The organism is Neptunomonas sp. ABH4_499 (assembly GCF_056160565.1).
In genome coordinates this window covers 1-23954 of record NZ_JBSWXK010000016.1, presented here as the reverse complement: position 1 = coordinate 23954, position 23954 = coordinate 1, and the positions used below count along the sequence as shown (strand labels likewise).

15 protein-coding genes and 3 tRNA genes are annotated in these 23954 nt (G+C 51.1%); 11 read left to right on the top strand and 7 right to left on the bottom strand.

Annotated elements, in window-relative coordinates:
* The first annotated feature begins 86 nt into the window (after positions 1–86).
* From ACXAF9_RS15050 to ACXAF9_RS15030, 5 genes are all read left to right on the top strand, one after another.
* Positions 87–1616: an ABC transporter substrate-binding protein gene (locus ACXAF9_RS15050; protein ID WP_475075512.1), complete on the top strand. Its 1530-nt coding sequence runs from the start codon at positions 87–89 to the stop codon at positions 1614–1616.
* A complete protein-coding gene (locus tag ACXAF9_RS15045; protein ID WP_475075511.1) occupies positions 1613–2545 on the top strand; it encodes an ABC transporter permease in 933 nt (310 codons plus the stop codon). The genes ACXAF9_RS15050 and ACXAF9_RS15045 overlap by 4 nt, the downstream gene beginning before the upstream one ends.
* Positions 2545–3390: an ABC transporter permease gene (locus ACXAF9_RS15040; RefSeq protein WP_475075510.1), complete on the top strand. Its 846-nt coding sequence runs from the start codon at positions 2545–2547 to the stop codon at positions 3388–3390. The genes ACXAF9_RS15045 and ACXAF9_RS15040 overlap by 1 nt, the downstream gene beginning before the upstream one ends.
* The gene (locus ACXAF9_RS15035) at positions 3387–4808 is read left to right on the top strand and encodes an ABC transporter ATP-binding protein (protein ID WP_475075509.1); all 1422 of its coding nucleotides are present in this window, start codon (positions 3387–3389) and stop codon (positions 4806–4808) included. Before ACXAF9_RS15040 ends, ACXAF9_RS15035 begins: the two co-directional genes overlap by 4 nt.
* 164 nt (positions 4809–4972) lie before the next feature.
* Positions 4973–6457, top strand: coding sequence for an aldehyde dehydrogenase (locus ACXAF9_RS15030; RefSeq protein ID WP_475075508.1), 1485 nt, complete (start codon positions 4973–4975; stop codon positions 6455–6457).
* 78 nt (positions 6458–6535) lie between these two features.
* Here the strand turns inward: ACXAF9_RS15030 and ACXAF9_RS15025 are convergent, their stop codons facing one another.
* From ACXAF9_RS15025 to ACXAF9_RS15015, 3 genes are all read right to left on the bottom strand, one after another.
* Positions 6536–7321, bottom strand: a complete 786-nt coding sequence (locus tag ACXAF9_RS15025; protein ID WP_475075507.1) for a LuxR C-terminal-related transcriptional regulator — start codon at positions 7319–7321, stop codon at positions 6536–6538.
* A gap of 113 nt (positions 7322–7434) precedes the next feature.
* On the bottom strand, positions 7435–7734 hold the full coding sequence (locus ACXAF9_RS15020) for an aminotransferase class III-fold pyridoxal phosphate-dependent enzyme (protein WP_475075506.1): 300 nt from the start codon (positions 7732–7734) through the stop codon (positions 7435–7437).
* Positions 7735–7848: 114 nt separating this feature from the next.
* Positions 7849–8574, bottom strand: a complete 726-nt coding sequence (locus tag ACXAF9_RS15015) for a GntR family transcriptional regulator (protein WP_475075505.1) — start codon at positions 8572–8574, stop codon at positions 7849–7851.
* 151 nt (positions 8575–8725) lie between these two features.
* On the opposite strand from ACXAF9_RS15015, the gene ACXAF9_RS15010 reads away from it, so the two are divergent.
* The 4 genes from ACXAF9_RS15010 to ACXAF9_RS14995 all read left to right on the top strand — a co-directional run bounded on the left by ACXAF9_RS15010 (position 8726) and on the right by ACXAF9_RS14995 (position 13175).
* A complete protein-coding gene (locus ACXAF9_RS15010) occupies positions 8726–10066 on the top strand; it encodes a glutamine synthetase family protein (RefSeq protein WP_475075504.1) in 1341 nt (446 codons plus the stop codon).
* Positions 10067–10090: 24 nt separating this feature from the next.
* A complete protein-coding gene (locus ACXAF9_RS15005) occupies positions 10091–10807 on the top strand; it encodes a glutamine amidotransferase-related protein (RefSeq protein ID WP_475075503.1) in 717 nt (238 codons plus the stop codon).
* Positions 10808–11036: 229 nt separating this feature from the next.
* Positions 11037–12326: an NAD(P)/FAD-dependent oxidoreductase gene (locus ACXAF9_RS15000; protein ID WP_475075502.1), complete on the top strand. Its 1290-nt coding sequence runs from the start codon at positions 11037–11039 to the stop codon at positions 12324–12326.
* A gap of 84 nt (positions 12327–12410) precedes the next feature.
* Positions 12411–13175, top strand: coding sequence for a Na+/H+ antiporter NhaC family protein (locus tag ACXAF9_RS14995; protein WP_475075501.1), 765 nt, complete (start codon positions 12411–12413; stop codon positions 13173–13175).
* Between the two features lie 76 nt (positions 13176–13251).
* Here the strand turns inward: ACXAF9_RS14995 and ACXAF9_RS14990 are convergent, their stop codons facing one another.
* From ACXAF9_RS14990 to ACXAF9_RS14975, 4 genes are all read right to left on the bottom strand, one after another.
* Positions 13252–14895, bottom strand: coding sequence for an ABC transporter substrate-binding protein (locus tag ACXAF9_RS14990; protein WP_475075500.1), 1644 nt, complete (start codon positions 14893–14895; stop codon positions 13252–13254).
* Between the two features lie 185 nt (positions 14896–15080).
* Positions 15081–15157 (bottom strand) — tRNA-Pro (locus ACXAF9_RS14985).
* 28 nt (positions 15158–15185) lie between these two features.
* Positions 15186–15262 (bottom strand) — tRNA-Pro (locus tag ACXAF9_RS14980).
* A 14-nt stretch (positions 15263–15276) separates the two neighbouring features.
* Positions 15277–15352: transfer RNA gene (locus ACXAF9_RS14975), tRNA-Asn, on the bottom strand.
* Between the two features lie 264 nt (positions 15353–15616).
* On the opposite strand from ACXAF9_RS14975, the gene ycaO reads away from it, so the two are divergent.
* Positions 15617–17353 carry a 30S ribosomal protein S12 methylthiotransferase accessory factor YcaO gene (ycaO, locus tag ACXAF9_RS14970; RefSeq protein ID WP_475075499.1) on the top strand — a complete coding sequence of 579 codons (1737 nt, stop codon included), beginning with the start codon at positions 15617–15619 and terminating at the stop codon, positions 17351–17353.
* 132 nt (positions 17354–17485) lie between these two features.
* A partial coding sequence (locus ACXAF9_RS14965) for a VCBS domain-containing protein (protein ID WP_475075498.1) occupies positions 17486–23954 on the top strand: 6469 nt, incomplete at its 3' end.

Genomic DNA, 23954 nt, shown 5'->3' with positions numbered 1-23954 from the left:
TATGGCGCCGTCATAAAACTGAAAATGAATATCATTTATAATATTAGTTATGTTATTGTATAACATGCTTTATATAAGGAAATGATATGAAATCAATGTTCACCCGTTCCGCCCTTGTCGCTTTGATGGGGTTTTCTTCCGTCGCTTTCGCCGAATCCACTACTGAAAATACCGTTCGCATCACCAGCCCGTTTGAAATGACGTCACTGGAACCGAGTCAGCAAGGGTATATCTTGACGCGCTTACAGGTGCTTGAAACCCTGATCGATGTTGATGCCGAAGGTCATTTGCAGCCTGGTTTAGCCAATGCGTGGGAAGTATCGGGTGACGGCCAAGTATGGACGCTTATCTTGAAAAAAGAGGTTAGCTTCCACGATGGCACTCCGCTGACCGCACAAGCGGTGAAAGACAGCTTGGAATACGCCATGACGAAACCAGGCCCCATCGCACGTGCTGGCGTGATTGATATCAATGCCCCAGATGCTTACACCTTGGTGATCTCGTTGGACAAGCCTTCCCGCTCTTTTGGCGCGGTACTGGCGCATTACTCCAGTGCGGTTGTCTCTCCTAACAGCTTAAAAAACGACATCGCACACGAGCTTGCGGGCACTGGCCCTTATCAAGTGGAGTCGTTTGAGCCACCGCATTCGATTCTGGTGAAGCGATTTGATCAATACTGGGGTGAAAAAGCCGACATTGAGTACGCAAAATACCTCACCAGTCATCGTGCCGAGAGCCGCACGCTACAAGCACGAAGTGGCCAAGCTGATATTGTTTTCAACCTAGACCCCGCGAGTATTCCTGTGTTGTCGCGTTTACCGAACGTGGCGGTTCATAGCGTGGCGTTGCCACGTACTTTGGTCGTTAAGCTCAATTCAGGGCATGCAATTTTAGGCGATGCGAAGGTTCGAAACGCTTTAAGTGATGCCATAGACCGAGCCGGGATTGCCCGCGCGATCCTGCGTACACCGGGTGCCGAAACGGATCAGCTTTTGCCAAAGTCCTATGAGCGCTGGCGTTTGGATACCCAAGTAGAGGCTAAAAACCCTGAAAAAGCCAAAGCCTTACTGGCTGAAGCCGGTTGGTCACTGAACGGTGATGGCTGGATGGAAAAAGAGGGGCAAGTCCTGACCTTGAATTTGATCACCTATGCGGATCGTCCAGAGTTAACCAATGTCGCGACGGCGTTACAGAACCAATGGAAGCAGATTGGCGTTGATGTCAAAGTGGCGATCACCAACTCCAGTGCGATTCCGGCCGGTCACGAAGACGGCTCGCTGGAGATGGCGTTGATCGCGCGTAACTACGGTTTTGTCGCAGACCCAGTTGAGGTGTTCCGTCTCGACTTTGGTGGCGAGCGTGGTGGTGATTGGGGGGCGATGGATTGGCAAAGCCAAGCCCAAAAGTGGATTACGACGCTGACCCAAACCACGGATGATAATGAGTACAACACGCTGGCTCAGACCTTTATGCAAGCGGTCTATGATGAGCGTCCGTTGATTCCAGTTGCGGCCTACACTCAAAACGTTGCGGTCAGCAAACGCTTAGCGGGCTTTAAGTTAGACCCGTACGAGCGCACCTACTACTTGAATGAGCTTAAATGGGCTAAACCATGAGAGCACTCTTGCTGCGCCGTCTACTTCAGATGGCAGCCGTTGCATGGGGGGTAGGTACGCTTACCTTCCTGCTGATGCGCGCGCTGCCGGGCGATATGGCGTACCGCATTGCCGCTAGCCGTTACGGTCAAGACAATGTGGATGCCTACGCCGCGGATCAAGTCCGTCAAGAGCTTAACCTTGACGGGTCTGCTTGGTCCGCTTATTTCCAGTGGTTCTCCGATCTTGTCACCGGCAACTTAGGTCGTTCATTGGTGAACGGCATGCCAGTGATGGATGAGTTGGGTGCCATGATGGGGCATTCACTGGTGCTGGCGATCACCGCGATGTTGCTCTCATTGGTGATCGCGATCCCAATGGGCGTTTTGAGTGCTCGAGTCCCTTGGGTGGATCACCTATCCGTTCTCGGTTCAGCAGGTGTCAGAGCCACGCCACTCTTTGTGCTGGGTGTGGTTGCGATCATCCTGTTTGCGATTGAGATTCCGTTGTTCCCCGTTGCCGGGGCAGAGGGGCCGATCTACTTAGTCTTGCCGATGATCACGCTCGCCGTGAGCTTGGCCGCTGTCACCAACCGCATTGTGCGAGAACGCACCCATGAAGTAGTGCGAGCACCTTTTTATCAATTTGCGCGTACCAAAGGCTTGAGCGAATCCCGCGCCTTTATGCATCACGGAGTACGTAACATCGCGCTTCCGGTGATTACCTTTGTGGGCATCCAACTTGTGGTTGTTATGGAGGGGATGGTGATGATTGAGTCCCTGTTCTCCTGGCCTGGACTTGGGCATGGCTTGGCGCACGCCGTTTTTGCACGAGACATCCCCGTTATACAGGGCGCGGCATTATTAATGGGCATCTTGTTTGTGGCGTTGAATACGCTGGTGGACATTGCTTGTTACTTTATCGACCCAAGTACTCAGGAGGCCGCGTAATGATGCAGCGTCTTCGTCAATTACATCTGCCCATGTGGGGCGGTGTGTTCATTTTAGCGGTGCTGAGCATCTATGCGATTTGGGTGCCCATGTCCGGAAGCAGCAGTGACCAACAGGACTTATCTAATTTTCTGTTACCCCCAAGCTCGGAATTTTGGCTGGGTACCGATGGGTATGGTCGCGAGGTGTGGTTGCGTCTTGCCGAAGCACTACGTCTCTCGTTGCTGATGGCTTTGGTGAGTGTGTTAACCGCTTCATCGTTAGGCATCACGTTAGGGGTTATGGCCGGTTGGGGGCCTCGATGGATTGATCGGGTCATGGGCTTTGTACTCAGTTTGATCGTGGCCTTGCCGGGCTTGGTCTTGGTGCTGATCTTATCGGCGATTGTCCCAGGCTCGTTTTTAATGATGTACATCGGTATCGCCTTAGTGCAGTGGGTTGAGTTTTACCGCATGGTACGAGTGCAAGCCTTTAAGGTGAAATCTTCGCCTGCGATGGAGTCTTCTCGCTTGATGGGCTTTGGGTATGGCTACTGCTTTGCTCGTCACCTTTGGCCGGCGATTGCGCCTCAGGTACGCACTTTAGCGGCGTTTGGTGCTGCTGCAGCCATCATGATGATGGCGTCACTTGGGTTTATCTACGTGGGCATTCAGCCACCGCGTGCCGAGCTTGGGTTAATGATCGTAGAGCAGTTTCCCTATTACAGTGATGCCCCTTGGTTATTGATAGCGCCCTTGGTCACGCTGACGTTAATCGTATTGGCTTGCCATATGATTGCCCAGCCTAAACGCTCGGTGGTGCTTGAGCACTCGACGCAACAATTGATGCAAAGGAGAGCGGCATGAACGCACCTATTCAGCAGCACGCGATGATTCGTGTCGAGCAGCTATCGGTTTGGCATCAAGATCAGTGCTTAGTGGAGCCGATCACCTTTGAATTGCCGCGCAATGCACGTTTAACTCTTTTGGGTGAAACGGGCTCAGGTAAAAGCCTGTTGATGCAGGCGATGATGGGCACACTCCCCAAAAACCTTAGGGCGGAAGGCGCTCTTTGGATTGATGGGCAACGCATCGAGTTGAATCACCCAAATGGAAAAGCTGCCCAGCAACCGCTGTGGGGGCATACCATCAGCGTGTTACCGCAAGAGCCTTGGAAATCGTTAGACCCACTCATGCCGGTGAAGCGTCAGCTTGCCCAGACCTTTCGCTGGGTCAAAGGCGAGCGACCTTCGGTGGCGGAGCAGTCGGCTCGCAGTGCCTTTACCGAATTGGGGCTTAAAGGCGCCGAAGATAAGCGCGTACGTGAGCTGTCAGGCGGTATGGCGCAGCGGGTGGCGATTCGCTGCGCTATGGCCGGTGGTGCAAGCTTATTGTTAGCGGATGAGCCCACCAAAGGTTTGGATGTCTCGCGAAGAGATCAAGCGGTACGCCAATTGATCGAGCAAACCGAAGGTGGGGCATTGATCACCATCACGCACGACATTGATGTGGCCCGACAAGTGGGTGGTCAAGTCTGGGTGATGCGGGCCGGTAAGATCATTGAGCAAGGGAGCGCAGATGCGGTACTTGATCACCCTCAAGACCCGTTTACTCAATCTCTGATACAGGCGCATCGAAAACCCAAGGTTTCAAGCCCCCAAACGTTTGATCGTCCCGTCGTGCGTGTGAATGATCTAACCCTGGCCCGAGGTGGTCGTACCCTGCAGCAAGGGATCTCTTTTACCTTGCATCAAGGTGAGATCTTAGGGGTCGTGGGCGACAGTGGTTGTGGTAAAAGCACCTTGGGTGATTCTTTGTTGGGCCTTTGTCCTTCAAAAGGACAGATCGAGGCGTGTGTGCCATCTAAGCCGTACCAATGGACCAAGCTCTACCAAGACCCTGTCTCCTCTGTGGCCGATCATGTGACTTTGCGGACATTACTAAACGACGTAGTGAAGCGGCATCAGCTGGATGACTCAAACGTCCCGGCAATGCTGTCTGCCCTTGGCTTATCGGAGTCTATTCTGGATCGCACGGCGCAAGCGGTATCCGGTGGTGAGTTACAGCGCTTTTGTTTGCTACGAGCGCTATTACTCAAGCCCGTCTTCCTCTTTGCGGATGAGCCCACATCACGCTTGGACCCAGAAACCTCTCGAGAGGTCTCAAAGCTGTTGGTGCAACAATCCAAAGAGCACCAATGCGCCGTCATGGTGGTGAGTCACGATTTGGCTTGGCTCGATTCGGTCTGTGACCGCATCATCACGCTGACCCCGCAAGTGCAATAATGGCAAAATCATCGTCCGTTATTAATTGCTTTCTCTTCATCAAACTTTCCCCTTGGGCGTGTTTTCTTATCGACACACGCCCACATCCTCCTACCAATTAGGGGATATAGGCAAACGGTACAGAGCGAAGTATCGTAAGCAGATTCGATAAAAGGGGATGCTCCATGAAATCACATCAGCAATGGGTGGCACACAGTCAGTCCTTGGCTTTAACGGGCCAAGCTTATATCAACGGCCAATATCAAGATGCGCAAAGCGGACAGGTGTTTGCGACCGTCAACCCAACCACCGAGCAGACGTTATGTCAGGTCGCTGAGTGTGATGAAGCCGACATCGACCTAGCGGTCAAAGCCGCCCGCACGGTCTTTAAAGCCGGTGCTTGGTCAAAAATGGCTCCTGGTGATCGTAAGCGTGTGATGCTTAAGTGGGCTGACCTTTTGGAGCAACACCAAGAGGAGTTCGCACTCTTAGATACCCTTGAGATGGGTAAGCCAATCTCGGAAATGATGAGCATCGATCTACCCGATGCCATCGATTGCATTCGTTGGACGGCTGAATCAATCGATAAAGTCTACGGCGAAATTGCCCCAACTTCTCACGATAAACTCGCAATGATCAGTCATTCACCTGTTGGGGTAGTGGGTGCGATTACCCCTTGGAACTATCCCTTGTTGATGGCCTGCTGGAAAATCATGCCAGCCATTGCGATGGGTAACTCTGTGGTATTAAAGCCATCTGAGAAGGCGGTTTTGAGTGTGCTTCGCTTAGCGAAGCTTGCAGCCGAAGCAGGCCTACCGGATGGCGTCTTTAATGTGGTGCCAGGCTTTGGTCATGTGGCCGGTAAGGCGTTGGCACTGCATATGGATGTGGATGTGTTGGCCTTCACGGGCTCCACTAAGGTGGCGGGTATGTTAATGACCTACGCCGGGCAGTCCAACATGAAGCGTGTATGGCTTGAGGCGGGCGGCAAATCACCCAATATCGTATTTGACGATGCGAACATTGAAAAAGCGGCGGCCACCTCAGCTTATGCGATTTTCTCCAACCAAGGCGAAGTGTGCATCGCCTGTTCACGCCTGTATTTGCAAAAGGGCATTAAGGATCAATTCTTAAACGCCTTGGTGAAAGCGGCCGCCAACTTTAAAGCGGGCGACCCATTAGACCCGGCAACCACGATGGGACCGATGGTGGACAAAGCGCAGCTTGAAACCGTTCAGCACTATGTTGCTCAGGCCATTGAAGAGGGGGGGGAGATTCTCCATGGCGGCTACCCCGAGTACCAAGAGGGTAATGGGTTTTATGCCAAACCAACCATCATCAATGGCGCTCATCATGGTATGACGGCTGTTAAAGAAGAAATTTTTGGCCCTGTATTGGCGGTGATGGAGTTTGAAACCGAAGAGGAAGCGATCGAGATGGCCAATGACTCTCGTTATGGCCTTGCGGCCGCAATCTGGACTGATAACCTCTCGCGTGCTCATCGGGTCAGCCAAGCGGTCGAGAGTGGCATGGTGTGGATCAACACTTGGGGTGAAGGGGATTCGACCGTACCCTTTGGCGGCGTAAAGCAGTCTGGTAATGGTCGCGATAAGTCCTTACACGCCCTTGAAAAATACACCGACGTGAAAAACGTGTTTATCCGTTTGTAACGATTCTGATAGAGGGTAGTTACCCTGTTAGGCCGGTCATTGACCGGCCTTTTTTGTGCGCTGACGGAGTAGTTTCGTTTAGGGTGTGGCATCGACTTGGTTTAAGTGCTCTAAAAAGAGGGTAAAAATATCCGAATTGCTGGAGGTATCCAGTTTGGTGTGGATGTTTTTACGGTGAACCTTCACGGTTCCAAGGCTGATGTGCAACAGCTTTGCGATGGATTTGGAGGAGTGGCCCTTTAAAATCAGTCGGGCAATTTCACGCTCACGCTTGGTTAGCTGATCTTCACCAAAGGAATCTAAGGCGGCGTTCATTGCGGTGTCTGATTGCTCGAACTGAACATAATCCCCCGAGCGATGAAACCAAAACTGCTTCATTAAGGATTCGATCACCGGTTGTATCGCGTGAAGCTCATCCAATATCGATTGGGCGACAGGCCCTGAATCAGACAATCGCCCCAAGGTAATGCAGCAGGTCACACTTTGGGTTAAGCGCGCGACGATGTTGATCTCATCGATCAGATCAAAGTTTTTATAGCAGCTTAAAAAGTACTCAGTCGTCTCGAAAGAATCTGGCGCTAAATCCGACATGCGGCTGACCAGATCCACATCCTTAGATTGGATCGCATTGAACAGCGGATCCAGCACATAGTATTGGTTGATGTACTGCGTGAGGGTCGGGCTGACCTCGGCCGGCTCGACCGGGAACAGCATGATGGGCTTGAACGCCTTTTTATAGGTGACGATCAGTGCGGTATCAAACTGGCAAACCGTGGCTAGAAACTCAATCAATGCGGTGGGGAAGTCCGTTTCCCGAACCTGATCGATCAAGGTTGCGATCGATTTGGGTGTAAAGCTACTCATGTGGGTACAACTGCTATGGGTTAACAACAATTACAAATTCAGTGATTTAAGGGGCAAGTCGAAACACAGGCGAGCGCGCTCGCACAACAAGTCCATTTCATCGCGGGTAATGATCAGCGGGGGCGGATGAGTGGTCTGAAAAAGGTGTTGTAAAAGGGCAGGGTGTTCAGTTGCTCATGTGCCGCTGCAATCAAGCTGGGTTGGCTGTACCCCATGTTAACGCACCAAAGACCGGCCATCCCATCCAATATTTGTTGTCCTTGCTCATCCCAAACATACACGCCTTCCCCACGTGTAATCACCCGAGCGCCTTTGTTGTTCAGGCTTTTGGTGTTGGTAAACGGGTGAATATGGTGGTCAGCATCCCATGCTTGGTGCAAAGAGAACTCGTTATGTCGGGCGTCGCTTGGCATGATCGTCATCCTGATTATTTTTGTGATCACAAAATTTAATAATGTGATCACAAAAAGGGTAAGTCAATTACCCCCTAGTAGGGATGCGATCCAAAAGTGTGCTGAAAAGAGCGATTACTGTGTTAAACAGTTAAGAAATTCGGGGCTGTTTGCTAACGCCAAGCCTTCGTGGATGTCTAATTCGATGGCGTGCTTGAGGCCTGTTGCGTCGTTATCGCGAATGGCACTCAAGGCTTCGTGGTGGTGATCGGTTTCGTAATGCGATTGTAATTGGTTTTGTGCTAAACGCATGAATGGACCAAGTTGTAACCAAACGCTCTCGATCAAGGGCAACATAACGGGGTTAGGATTGGCCTGATATAAGGTTCGATGAAAGTGCTGATTTAACCGGTTGGCGTCTTGCCATTGTTTTTGTGCTTGGGCTTGGTCTATGTGTTGATCAATATTAATCAGCTCGGCCAGTGTATCCCGTGTAATGAAAGGCAGTGAGCGTTCGGCGGCGTGGGTTTCTAAAGCGATGCGGGCTTTGCAAAGCTCATCGAATTTAGCTCGCGTCATTTTGGGCACCATGACTCGACGGGTTTCGCGAATCTTCAACGCTTGTTCGGCACCAAGCTGTCGAAGTGCTTCGCGCACTGGCATGTTGCTCACCCCTAACAGGGCAGCCAGTTCGCGGATGGTCAGTGCGCGCCCAGGCAAGATCTCACCCTGCATCACAGCCGTCCGCAATTGCAGATATACCCACTGGGTGATAGTTACAGACGGCTCGCGCTCGGTTAATGTGATGTGTATGGGTGATGTTTTATCCATGGTCACCAAGAAACGAAATTGTGTTAACACAGAGTACCTAAAGTTTGCTCACAATGAGCAATAAGAATCCATCACACTCTGTGCCTATTTAGCTGACTGCCGATATAAAACAGACTGTCGTGACGTTTTGCAACTGATCACGCATCAAAAGAATGGATTCAGGCAGCGAGAGAGACGTTCTATGTATTCTGAAGCAGAAAAAGAGCTGGACCTGTTTATTACCGACCTTAACGGTAATTTACGTGGTAAACGTATGCCTTACTCGGCATTACGTAAAATTCAAAAAGAGGGTGTGAAGCTGCCGCGGTCAGTGATTGGTTTCGATTTTTGGGGTGACGATGTGCTCGAAAACGGACTGGTGTTTGAAACCGGTGACAGCGATGGTATTTGCAAACCCGTTCACGACGACCCCGTTTCTGTGCCATGGGCTGAAAATGATCGTTATCAAATGATGGCGATGATGTATAACCCAGACGATACGCCGTTTTTAGCCGACCCACGCCAAGTACTGAAATCGGTGGTGGATCGCTACAAAGCGATGGGCTTAACGCCTGTGGTTGCTACCGAGCTTGAGTTCTATTTGATGGACGGTAAGTCCGAAGAGACTCAACGACCTAAACCACCCGTGTTGGTTGAAGGGCACGGTCGACGTTTATCTGAAACCGATTGCTACTCGATCGATGAGATGGACGGTCTTTCTAGCTTCTTCTCCGAAGTGCGTGCCGTGTGTGATCTTCAGGGCGTGCCAGCCGATACCATCGTGTCGGAACTGGGCCCTGGTCAGTTTGAGATCAACCTAAACCACGTGCCTGACCCTATGCTGGCCGGTGATCAAGCCATCATGTTCAAGCGCTTAGTCCGTGGTCTTGCGCGCAAACACAACTATTGCGCCACCTTTATGGCGAAGCCTTATGCCAACAAAAGCGGTAACGGTTTCCATGTGCACTTTAGTTTGCTGAACGAACAAGGCGATAACGTATTCGACAATGGCGGTGAAGAGGGCACAGACATGCTATTGCATGCCATCGGTGGCCTGATGAAAACGATGCCAGAAAGCATGCTGGCGTTCGCACCCCACATGAATTCATACCGCCGCTTCATGGTAGGCGCACATGCGCCGACGTTTGCGAGCTGGGGTTACGAGAACCGCACCGTTGCCATCCGTGTACCGGATAGCCCGCCGGTAGCGCGCCGCATCGAGCACCGTGTTGCGGGGGCGGATGCCAACCCGTATTTGGTGTTGGCCACCATTCTTGCAGGGGCTTTGTACGGCATCGAGAACAAGCTTACACCGCCGGATAACCTTGAAGGCGATGCCTACAGTGAAGAGTTCAGTGATGCACTGGTGCTGCCCAACAAATGGGATGAAGCGACCGATCGATTCAACCGAAGCAAGGTACTCAAAGAGTACTTAGGTGAAGAGTTCATCCGTGTGTTTGTGGCCGCAAAGCGTCAAGAGCTTCGAAAACTGCACGAGCAGATCTCGGACATTGAATACGAATCTTACCTAGGCTTCCTATAAGTCGATTGTTACGAGGTGAAGGTCATGAAAGTAGGTATTTTAGCGGCAGGTGACACACCACCGGCCCTAAAGCCTTTTTTTGGCAGTTATGCACAGATGCTGATCAATCTGCTCAGTAAAGCCGATAGCACCCTTGAATTTGAGGTGTTTGAAGTGGAACACGGAGTGTTTCCACGGTCGGTTGATTTGTGCGATGCGTGGGCGATAACCGGCTCTCGCCACAATGTGGATGATAACTATGAGTGGATTGCGACATTGCGCACGTTGATCCACACCATCCGAGAGCAAAATAAACCGCTGATTGGCATCTGTTTTGGCCATCAAATTATGGCTCAAGTGATGGGGGCTGATGTTGGCCCTGCACCGAAAGGGTGGGGATTGGGCGTTCATACTTATCAGCTTGATGAACCAGAGATCAAAAGTGAGCTTGGGCAAACATTAAGTTTGAACGCGGTTCACCAGTATCAGGTGCTCAGTCAACCAGAGCAATCAAGTGTGGTAGCTTATTCCGATTTTTGCCCGTTTGCGGCGCTCAGGTACGGCGATCAGATGGCCAGTTTTCAGGCGCATCCGGAGTTTTTAACCCGGTTTGAGCGCACCTTGCTGGAGCACAAAAAAGGGGAGTCGTTTCCCGAGGCGTTAACCGATCAACAGCTTCAGACATTGGATGATAAAACCGACGCGCAATCCAATGCGGTAGGGCGCTGGTTAGCCGCTTTTTTAAAGAAACGTGCAGCGTAACTCATTGGTTAAATAACGTTGAAAGCCCGCTGTTTCAGCGGGTTTTTTTGTGGTGATTAGGGGATGTCGCTTATCTAAAAACGACATCGAATCAAAAATATACCCGGGTAGGTATATCCCGCCGAGTTGTCGCAATCGTATCTTAAATACAGACCGTTAAGACCACGATCACGAAAAAAGACAACAAATAACGGGATTTTCCTTCTGGCCATTTATGACAGGAAATAGTATGCCATTGCAATCTCATACCACTTCTTACTATGCCGCATCGGCCAACCGTAAAACGGTGCGTCCGGTGTTGGATCAGTCCATTGAGGCTGATGTCTGCGTTATTGGTGCAGGCTTTACCGGTCTTTCAACGGCGCTTCATCTGTGTGAAGCCGGCTTCTCGGTGGTGGTGCTCGAAGCCACTCGAATTGGCTTTGGCGCATCCGGCCGTAACGGTGGGCAAATCGTCCACAGTTACAGCCGTGACATCGATTTTATTGAAAAACACTACGGCAAAGAGACCGGACAAGCGATGGGAAAAATGGCGTTCGAAGGCAGACGCATCATTCGACGCTTGGTGGATCAGTACAACATCCAGTGTGATTTAAAAGACGGCGGTATATTTGCCGCGTGCAACAAAAAACAATTAAACGAGTTGATCTCCAAAAAGGCACTTTGGGAAGCGCACGGCCACGAAAACCTTGAGCTGCTGGATGAAAACACAGTTCAAGAGTACATCGGCACGGACCGTTATACCGGCGCTTTGATGGATCACTCAGGTGGCCACTTCCATCCACTCAATCTTACGTTGGGTGAGGCCGATGCGATTGAATCTCTGGGGGGGCGTATCTTTGAAGGCTCGCCCGTAACACGGGTTGAGGAAGGCGAAAAAGCGATCGTCCATACGGATCAAGGTCAAGTGACGGCCTCGTTCGTTGTGGTCGCCGGTAATGCTTATCTGGGGGATTTGATTCCCAAACTGCAATCCAAAGCGATGCCGTGTGGCACGCAGGTCATCGCCACCGAACCTCTATCCAAAGAGGTACAGGACGTATTGCTGCCTAAAGGTCAGTGTGTCGAGGATTGTAACTATCTGCTCGATTACTACCGGATCTCTGGAGACGGACGCTTACTGTACGGCGGCGGTGTGACCTATGGCGCCCGCGAGCCGAGCAAAATTGAATCTTTGATTGTGCCTAAAATGCTGAAAACGTTTCCGCATTTAAAGGGCACAAAGGTCGAGTTTGCCTGGACGGGCAACTTCTTACTGACGCTGATGCGTCTTCCGCAATTTGGCCGAGTAGGGCAGCACAACAACATCTATTACGCACAAGGATACAGTGGACACGGTGTTACCAGCTCCCACTTGGCCGGTCGCGTATTATCGGATGCCATTCAAGGGCAGGCCGAACGTTTTGATGTGTTTGCCTCATTACCTCAATACCCATTCCCAGGCGGTCGTACATTCCGTATACCGCTCACGGCAATGGGGGCTTTTTATTACAACTTGCGGGATAAACTCGGCCTATAGAAAAGATCTTAACTGTGCAGTCTGGCGTCAAGAGAGGGCCGCAACGTGCTGCACAATAACGATAATACTAAGAGGTCTATATACATGAGTAATAACCCAACCCTAACAGGAGAAACGCTCAATCAAAGAGCCCCATCGGATGTGCTACGCACCAGTGGGTGGCTGGTGTTCTATCTAGGAATCATGGGGGCTTTCGCTTTGCTGTCTGGCATTAAATCGGTTTCGCCCTTTGTTGGTTTGATTAATTTCTTGTTGCCCATGGCAGTATTGGTGGGCGCAAGTGTCTATTACGAGATTGATCTATTGCTCGGTGCTCTCACGGCGTCCTTGTTTACGATGGTGTTGTATTTCTGGCAGAACCTACTGAGCTTTGGGCAAATGGTGGATTCGATGCTGGACGGCTTCAAAGTGATGCTGCACCCGATCGCGGTAGTATGCGCGGGCTTTATGCTTAAGGATGTGAATGAGCAGCTGGGCATGACACCGTACATCATCGACTCTGTCTCTCCTTATCTCTCCAAAGAGTTTTTACCGGCCTTAGTGTTTGCGATTATGGCCGCAGTTGTGTTTGCAACCGGGTCCAGTTGGGGCGTGTTTGTGGTTTCTTTGCCGATTGTGATTCCTATGGCACAAGCGATGGATATGTCGATGCCTTTGACCGTTGGTGCGTTATTGTCCGCCTCGGCTTTTGGTAGTCATGCGTGTTTCTTCAGTGATTCCACTGTGCTGTCGGCACAGGGCTCAGGCTGTACTTCAATGCAACATGCCATCACCCAAATCCCTTACGCGGTTATTGGCGCCATCGTTACCTTTTTAGCCTTCATTATGTTGGGCTACGCCTTCGCGTAAAGCGTGCTATTGTGCAGCGGGTTGGACTGGCCCGTTGCACTTTTTTGAAGACGCTTTTCTATTGAGCCATACAGAGTTACACACAACTCATCTGCGGGTTAGGCTCATTCCTTTTAAAGGTTGGAGCTAAGCTGATCCCCGACTTCCCACTTCGTTTAATGTGATACATCGCATGGTCGGCTCGAATCAGAAACTGATCCGCCGTTTCTTGATAGTTGTCGTAGATAGCAATCCCGATACTGGCACTGATTTTATGATCGCCGCTGCGAAGCTTAAAAGGGGTGTTTAAGTGCTGAAGAACTTTTCGTGCTAGGTGATGAGCCCCGGCGCGGTCGGCATGTGGCATGATGATCACAAACTCATCGCCGCCCAATCGCGCAAACACATCGCTCTCTCGAAGGATGGTTAATGTGCGCTTCGCAAATCGGCTTAATACTTGGTCACCAGAGGCATGGCCGAGCGTGTCGTTAATCTCTTTAAAGCCATCCAAATCAATGTAGAGTATGGCTGGGGTTTCAGCGTTGCGTTTGGATAGGCTCACAATCATATCGAGCTTGGATGTTAGGGCAGAGCGGTTGGCAAGTCCGGTCAGGGGGTCGTGCGTGGCCATGTACTTGAGCTGATCTTCCGTATAAATGCGGTGACGGATTTCGCTTTTTAGCTTCCGGTTAAGAGAGATCAGGTAAAAGCTGAATACGAATAAGATCAGCAGAACCGCAACTAAGGCGTAAATCAGTGGAAGCCAATTACTCCAGCGAATGGACTGTTTAGTGTCATAAACAAACGATGTGACATCCCGAGAATCTTCAATAAAGCCGTATTGGGTCATCTGTTTGCGCATATTATTCAACCGAGTCGGGTTGATATGCCCAATGCTGACGAGCTCTGGCATGATGTGTTCGCGGGTTAGATTAAATTCGTATCTTAGATGATCAATCGATTTGGTGGGTTGATACTTCTCATGCAAAATTTGAAGGGCTTCATCTGGGTTGGCAAGGGCGTATTTCCAGCCTTCTAAGCTGGCTGATACAAATTTATCCACTAAGTCCGGATTGTGTTTCGCGAAGGAGCGGCTCGTAATCAGTAAGTCGCTGTAAAAATCGATGCCGTATTGGCGCGGTGAAATCAGTTGATAAGGCGTGTTTCGTTGTTGCAGCAAATAGGGCTCATTACTCACGTAGGCATTGAAAGCATCGACCTTGTCATCCAATAAATCATTAAGATCGCCGCTGCTATTTACCCACTGAATATTATCTAGGTTAACGGATTCCTTTTTGAGTAGCAGGATGAGTTCTGGATCTTGGTTTTGGGAGAAGCTCATCACCCGTTTGCCTTCCAAGTCTATAGGGGTATGTATGCCCGAGCTCTGTTTGATCAAAAATGCACTTGGTGAGTGCTGTAACACAGCAGCCAATGCAACAAGGTCAGCTCCTTGAAGGTAGGCGGTAAAAGCATTGCTGTTATCCACCGCGAAATCTGCTTCACCTGAGGCTATTTGCTGCCAGGGTGGGGTGTCTGGCTTGCCCTCCAAAATAGTGACATCCATATTCAAGGAGGAATAAAACCCTTTCTCTTTAGCAATGTAGTAGCCAATGAACTGGGCTTGATGATGCCAACGAAGTTGAAGGGTTAGAGGTTCAGCGCAAAGGCTGAAGGATAGAAAAAGCGCTAAAAACGAGAGAGTAATCTTAACAGCGCTTCGAAAGGAATACGTGATCACTTAGCCAGTCCTTTGACAGAAAACCAAGAGCGGTGATACTGCGCTGCCGCTATATACGAATATAAGCGTTATTTTATACTGAAATACCCTAATAAGGCACGCTTTGATGATGTAAAACAGGAGTATACAGCTGAATACTCAACTGATATATGAAATAAAGTAAAGATGAGTAAGCAAGAAGAGAATGGTCGGAGCAGCAGGATTCGAACCTGCGACCCTCTGCTCCCAAAGCAGATGCGCTACCAGGCTGCGCTATGCTCCGACACAAGGGAGATACAACGATGTTAAAATGGTCGGAGCAGCAGGATTCGAACCTGCGACCCTCTGCTCCCAAAGCAGATGCGCTACCAGGCTGCGCTATGCTCCGACACATATCAGGTTTGGCTCCTCGAGCTGGACTCGAACCAGCGACCAATAGATTAACAGTCTACTGCTCTACCAACTGAGCTATCGAGGAATCGTTGCTCAACCTGATGGGCGCGTATATTAGTGAGCTTGCCGTATGTCGTCAAGCTTCTTTTTCAAAAAAAGTGAAATAAATTGCTCATTTTTAAACTTTTAATCGAAATGAGCTATTTCTGGTTAACATTTGATTTTAAAGTGTTCTTTCTGGTTATTCAGTGATCAGAAAGGGTGGGCTGGTGGTGCATAGGGTGTTGAATCAGCAGTGACAGGTTATAGTATGCGCCTGTTAGTGTTTGAGTGAACGTGAGAAGCCTCTATGACCTCTATATTGGGTAAAACAAAGCCAGTCGAAGAATCGATTGCGGCTATGACCTCTTTATTAACTCAGCAAGGGTTTGAGTTAGAGGAGATCGAATGGCGTAACCCATTACCAAATGCGTGGTTTGTTCGTCTGCAAGATAAAGAAAGACCTTTTCTCTATTCGCAGGGTAAAGGGCGTACTGAATTAGCAGCGCGCGCCAGTGCATTAGGTGGTTTCATAGAGAGACTGAGCTGTAACTATTTTTTTGCGCCTTTCTATTTAGGTGAAGAGATCGCCAAAGCGGACTTTGTTCACTATCCCAATGAAAAGTGGTTTCCAACGGATCAAGATGCACTTCCGGATGGCCTATTGGATGAAGCGACCATCAGTCATTACAATATGGATGAGTCGTTGGTTGCCTCCATGTTGGTGGATGTCAATTCATCTAACCGAGAACGCGGTATTTGTGCACTGCCTTTTCATCATCAGAAAACCGAGAATACGGTCTGGTTCCCTGTTAATCTCATTCGTAACCTGTATGCATGTAGCGGTATGTCTGCGGGTAACAATCGGTACGAGGCGAGGGTGCAGGCGTTATCAGAAATTTTTGAACGACATATCAAAAATACCATCCTCTCTTCGGGTATCACTTTGCCGCAAGTGCCGGATGAAGAGCTCGCACAATATCCATCTATTCAAACCAGCTTAGATGCCTTAAAGGAAAAAGGTTTTATCGTCTATGTTCTGGATGCATCTTTAGGTGGCAAGTTTCCTTTAGTGAATGTTTCTGTATTCAATCCAAAGAATGGAGGGTGCATTGCTTGTTTTGGTGCACATCCTAAATTTGAAATTGCCCTTGAACGCGCTGTGATAGAGCTGTTCCAAGGCCGTGATTGGAGTGATCTTGAATCACTCGATGGGCCGGTATTTGATCTTCAGTTGGTGGCTGATCAAGCGAACATAGAGCTGCACCTTTTGGATTCGAGCGGCTTGGTGTCCTGGGAGTTGTTCTCTAATGAGCCCGATTATCCGTTTGTTAAATGGAATATAGAGGGCGATGCTCAAGCGGAGTTTGAGCATCTGTGCTATCTGATCCATAAAGTGGATATGGACATCTACATTGCAGATTTTGATCATTTGGGCATGTATGCCTGCCGGATTATTGTGCCTGGCATGTCTGAAATCTACCCAGTCGAAACCCTAGTGTTCGATAACAACAATATTCTGATCGACCATGTTGTTACTTTTCGGGATCTATCCTCCGCCACCGAACAACAACTAGATGGATTAATGCAAGCCATTCAAAAAGCGCCAGTGGATCGAGGGGTTAATCTAGCCTGGTTGTTCGGAGTGCTTCCAGATGAAGGGGGCTATTTCGAGACCTTTTCGGTTTCTGAGTTTTTCTGTCTTGTTCATTTAGTGTTTGAACGTTACGAAGAGGCCTTGCAAGAATGTGATTGGTTGCTTGAAAACGCCTCGCCAGAAGGCAGTCGTTACACCTTGTATCGTTTGTTGAAGCAGCTTTTAGAACTTTCTTTATATGCTGACGTCGAGTTTGATGAGATCCGTCATGTTCTAAACGATGTGTACGGTTCTAAGATGGTCTCTTTAGGGTTAGATAAGCTTCAAGGGCAGGGGGTGTTTGATGATTGCCCGGTTATTCAGGCGGATCTTGGTAATCTTAAGGACCACAGTGCACTCATTGCTCTATACAAGCAGCTGCATCAGCTGAAGATTAAAGCAATGGCATGATAAAAATCGGTAAGTAGCCGATTTAATTGATAAATTTACTTTTCTTGTATTGGCCCACGGTACAATACAACTCTCGCCAAATAAGCGGCTATAGTATATCTCTCTGGTAAAAGTATGTTTTGAGGGAATGTTATGGCTGCGGCTGTTGGTACCGTTACTTACATTAAAGGTCTTGTATATGCGTTGAAAGCGGATGGCACTGAACGTCTGCTGGCATTAGGCGATGAGTTATTCGCGGATGAGGTTGTTCGTACATCCCCTGATGCGGCCATCGAAATACGCATGTCCAATGGTCAAGAGGTTGCACTGGGTGGCGGTCAAAGCTGGCTTGTGTCACTTGAAACCTATACGGATGTAACTGAGTACCCCGTCGATCAAGCTGTTACGAATGCGGCTGATGCCGATGTTGAAGCCATTCAACAAGCGATCTTAGCGGGTGAAGATCCGACTCAAGTCGCTGATGCAACGGCGGCCGGCGCGCAAGCGGGTGAAGATGGCGAAGATGGCGTTCGTTTTGAAATCCTGACACGTACCGCACTCGAGGAAAATCCAGAAGCGGGATATGAAACCATCGGTGTTTCTCGTTCATTTGACGAGGAGCTGCGTGATAGTTATCCAGATGAAGATGCACAAGTTATACCAGAGCTTCGTGTCAATGATGTAACTGCCAGCGAAAGCGATGGCTCAATCACATTTACCATTACCCTCAGTTCCCCATCTTCTGAAGACATTACTTTTGCTTATACTACCCAAAATGGTTCTGCGACTGATCAGCAGGACTATACTTCTCTAAGCGGCACAGCAACCATTCCAGCCGGATCGACTCAGATCACAATTACCATTCCAATTGTTGATGATTACGTACTGGAAGGTGATGAAACGTTTGAGCTAGACATTACCGAAGTCATTGCTGGTAACGCGACCATTGCTGATGGCGTTGGTATCGGTGCGATTTTGGATGATGCCTCTGCAGGCGATCAAGAAAGCTCAACGGTTACGTTAACATCGCCTGAGACGGTGTCTGAAGGTGACAGGGTCACAATTACGGCAACGGTTGATAATCCTCCGGTTGGAACTCCGTTGATCATCACGCTGACGAATGGCGAAACGATCACTATTGCTGTAGGTGAAACCTCAGGAACCGTAACGTTTGCAACGGAAGATGATGTTTACCAAGACGCTGATCGCCCAGTTGATATTGCGATAGAAGCAGCCGAAGGCGGTAGCTACGAAAACCTCGATGCTACTTCGTCTACAACCGTAACGATTGTGGATGACAGCGACACCACCACAGTGACCCTGACCGGCCCAGACGCGGTTCAAGAAGGTGAACCGGTGACGATCACAGCCACCGTGGACAACACACCTGAAGACACCCCGTTGGTGATCACCCTGGATAACGGTGAAATCATCACCATCCCCGTGGGCGAAACCACCGGCAGCGTCACTTTCAACGCGCCGGTTAGTGATTACAACAGTTCGACTGACCAAGTTACATTCTCAGTTCAAAATACAACTGGTGGTAATTTCGAAAACTTGGCTTCAAATCCGGTTGACGTTCTAGTTACTGAGACAGCGCCAGAGGCACAAGACGATGCCAATGCGATCACTGAAGACAGCACTTCTGTCATCGGTAACGTATTAGGTACAACCGGCGCAAGCGCTGGTGATGTGGCGGATACGCAGAACGTCGATACCCCAATCACAGTCACTTTAGTAGACGGTACGGCGGTGACGGATACAACTCCGGCGACCATTACAGGCACGTACGGTACCCTGACGCTGAACAGCGATGGTACTTACACCTACGCGTTGGATAACAGCAATGGTGATGTTCAAGCGTTGAATGACGGCCAGAGCCTAACGGAGATGTTTAACTACACCATCTCAGACAGCGATGGCGACAGCAGCGAAGCGACCTTGACCGTCACCATTAACGGTCAAGACGATAGCGTACCAACCATCAACGTTGAAGATACCGACACCACCACAACCGCAGCGGATAACAGCGTGGTTGAAGGCACGGGCGATACCGTTACGGGTACCATCACCATAGCCGCCGAAGCGGGCATCGACACCGTGACCATCGGTGGCGTGGATGTAACCGATGCGAGCACCACACCTGTCACCATCCCAGGCACCGAAGGTACTCTGGTAGTCACAGGCTACGATGCCGCAACCGGTGAGATCACCTACGAATACACCGAAGACGGTGCTGCGGAAGATCATACAGCGGGTGATAACTCGATCGTGGATCAGTTCACCGTTGAAGTGACTGACCTTGCGGGCCAGACCTCTGACGATACGCTGGACATCCAGATCATCGACACGGCTCCAGTTGCTCAAGATGATGCCAATGCGATCGCCGAGGACAGTACTTCTGTCACCGGTAACGTATTAGGTACAGCAGGCGCAAGCGCCGGTGATGTGGCGGATACGCAGAACGTCGATACGCCTATCACAGTCACCTTGGTAGACGGTGCGGCGGTGACGGATACAACTCCGGCCACCATCACAGGTACGTACGGTACCCTGACGCTGAACAGCGATGGCACCTACACCTACGCGTTGGATAACAGCAACCCAGCGGTGCAGGCACTTAACGACACTGAAACACTCACTGATACCTTCACTTACACCATCTCGGACAGCGATGGTGATGTGGATACCGCTGACTTGACCGTCACCATTAACGGTCAAGACGATGGCGTACCAACCATCGATGTGGAAGACACCGACACCACCACAACCGCGGCGGATAACAGTGTCGTTGAAGGCACCGGTGACACCGTCACCGGCACCATCACCGTAGCCGCCGAAGCGGGCATCGACACCGTGACCATCGGTGGCGTGGATGTAACCGATGCGAGCACCACACCTGTCACCATCCCAGGCACCGAAGGTACTCTGGTAGTCACAGGCTACGATGCCGCAACCGGTGAGATCACCTACGAATACACCGAAGACGGTGCTGCGGAAGATCACACAGCGGGTGATAACTCGATCGTGGATCAGTTCACCGTTGAAGTGACTGACCTAGCAGGCCAAACGTCCGACGATATGCTGGACATCCAGATCATCGACACGGCTCCGGTTGCTCAAGACGATGCCAATGCGATCGCCGAGGACAGCACCTCTGTCACCGGTAACGTATTGGGTACAGCAGGCGCAAGCGCTGGCGATGTGGCGGATACGCAGAACGTCGATACGCCTATCACAGTCACGTTAGTAGACGGTGCGGCGGTGACGGATACAACTCCGGCCACGATCACAGGTACGTACGGTACCCTGACGCTGAACAGCGATGGCACCTACACTTACGCGTTGGATAACAGCAACCCAGCGGTGCAGGCACTTAACGACACTGAAACACTCACTGATACCTTCACTTACACCATCTCGGACAGCGATGGTGATGTGGATACCGCTGACTTGACCGTCACCATTAACGGTCAAGACGATGGCGTACCAACCATCGATGTGGAAGACACCGACACCACCACAACCGCGGCGGATAACAGTGTCGTTGAAGGCACCGGTGACACCGTCACCGGCACCATCACCGTAGCCGCCGAAGCGGGCATCGACACCGTGACCATCGGTGGCGTGGATGTAACCGATGCGAGCACCACACCTGTCACCATCCCAGGCACCGAAGGCACCTTGGTGGTCACCGGTTATGACGCTACAACAGGCATCATCACGTACGAATACACTGAAGACGGCGCCGCGGAAGATCACACAGCGGGTGATAACTCGATCGTGGATCAGTTCACCGTTGAAGTGACTGACCTAGCAGGCCAAACGTCCGACGATACGCTGGACATCCAGATCATCGACACGGCTCCGGTTGCTCAAGACGATGCTAATGCGATCGCCGAGGACAGCACCTCTGTCACCGGTAACGTATTGGGTACAGCAGGCGCAAGCGCTGGCGATGTGGCGGATACGCAGAACGTCGATACGCCTATCACAGTCACGTTAGTAGACGGTGCGGCGGTGACGGATACAACTCCGGCCACCATTACCGGTACGTACGGTACGCTGACGCTGAACAGCGATGGCACCTACACTTACGCGCTGGATAACAGCAACCCAGCCGTTCAAGCACTGGACGATGGCCAGCTAGTGACGGATACCTTCACCTACACCATCTCAGACAGCGATGGCGACAGCAGCGAAGCGACCTTAACCGTTACCATTAACGGTCAAGACGATGGCGTACCAACCATCGATGTGGAAGACACTGACACCACCACAACCGCGGCCGATAACAGCGTGGTTGAAGGCACGGGCGATACCGTTACGGGCACCATCACCGTAGCCGCCGAAGCGGGTATCGACACCGTGACCATCGGTGGCGTGGATGTGACCGATGCGAGCACAACCCCTGTCACCATCCCTGGTACGGAAGGTACCTTAGTGGTTATCGGTTACGACGCTACAACCGGTGAGATCACTTACGAATACACCGAAGACGGTGCTGCGGAAGATCACTCTGCCGGTGATAACTCGATCGTGGATCAGTTCACGGTTGAAGTGACCGACCTTGCAGGTCAGACCTCTGACGATACGCTGGACATCCAGATCATCGACACGGCTCCTGTGGCACAGGATGATGCCAATGCAATCGCCGAGGACAGCACTTCTGTTACCGGTAACGTATTGGGTACAACCGGCGCAAGCGCAGGCGATGTGGCCGATACGCAAAACGCGGATACGCCAGTCACAGTGACGCCAGCCACGATCACAGGCACCTACGGTACCCTGACGCTGAACAGCGATGGCACCTACACCTACGCGTTGGATAACAGCAACCCAGCGGTGCAGGCACTGGACGATGGTCAGTTGGTGACCGATACCTTCACCTACACCATCTCAGACAGCGATGGCGACAGCAGCGAAGCGACCTTAACCGTTACCATTAACGGTCAGGACGATGGTGTTCCAACTATCGATGTGGAAGACACCGACACCACCACAACCGCGGCCGATAACAGCGTGGTTGAAGGCACCGGTGACACGGTTACCGGCACCATCACCATAGCCGCCGAAGCGGGCATCGACACCGTGACCATCGGTGGCGTGGATGTAACCGACGCGAGCACCACCCCTGTCACCATCCCAGGCACCGAAGGTACTCTGGTAGTCACAGGCTACGATGCCGCAACCGGTGAGATCACCTACGAATACACCGAAGACGGTGCAGCGGAAGATCACACAGCGGGTGATAACTCGATCGTGGATCAGTTCACGGTTGAAGTGACCGACCTTGCAGGTCAGACCTCTGACGATACGCTGGACATCCAGATCATCGATACCGCACCTGTGGCGCAGGACGATGCGGCGTCTATTACAGAAGACTCTGTCTCTGTAACGGGTAACGTATTGACCTCAGCAGGCGCTGGTGCAGGCGATGTGGCGGATACCCAAAATGCAGATACGCCAGTCACAGTGACGCCAGCCACGATCACAGGCACCTACGGTACCCTGACGCTGAACAGCGATGGCACCTACACCTACGCGTTGGATAATAGCAACCCAGCGGTGCAGGCACTTAACGACACTGAAACACTCACTGATACGTTCACTTACACCATCTCGGACAGCGATGGTGATGTGGATACCGCTGACTTGACCGTCACCATTAACGGTCAAGACGATGGCGTACCAACCATCAACGTTGAAGATGCGGACAGCACAACAACGGCAGCCGATAACAGCGTCGTTGAAGGTACCGGTGACACCGTAACTGGCACCATCACCGTAGCCGCCGAAGCGGGCATTGACACCGTGACCATCGGTGGCGTAGATGTAACCGATGCGAGCACAACCCCTGTCACCATTCCTGGTACGGAAGGTACCTTGGTGGTTACCGGTTATGACGCGACCACCGGTGAGATCACCTACGAATACACCGAAGACGGTGCAGCGGAAGATCACACCGCCGGTGATAACTCGATCGTGGATCAGTTCACCGTTGAAGTGACCGACCTTGCGGGCCAGACCTCTGACGATACGCTGGACATCCAGATCATCGACACGGCTCCAGTTGCTCAAGATGATGCCAATGCGATCGCCGAGGACAGTACTTCTGTCACCGGTAACGTATTAGGTACAGCAGGCGCAAGCGCCGGTGATGTGGCGGATACGCAGAACGTCGATACGCCTATCACAGTCACCTTGGTAGACGGTGCGGCGGTGACGGATACAACTCCGGCCACCATCACAGGTACGTACGGTACGCTGACGCTGAACAGCGATGGCACCTACACCTACGCGTTGGATAACAGCAACCCAGCGGTGCAGGCACTTAACGACACTGAAACACTCACTGATACCTTCACTTACACCATCTCGGACAGCGATGGTGATGTGGATACCGCTGACTTGACCGTCACCATTAACGGTCAAGACGATGGCGTACCAACCATCAACGTTGAAGATGCGGACAGCACAACAACGGCAGCCGATAACAGCGTCGTTGAAGGTACCGGTGACACCGTAACTGGCACCATCACCGTAGCCGCCGAAGCGGGCATTGACACCGTGACCATCGGTGGCGTGGATGTAACCGATGCAAGCACAACCCCTGTCACCA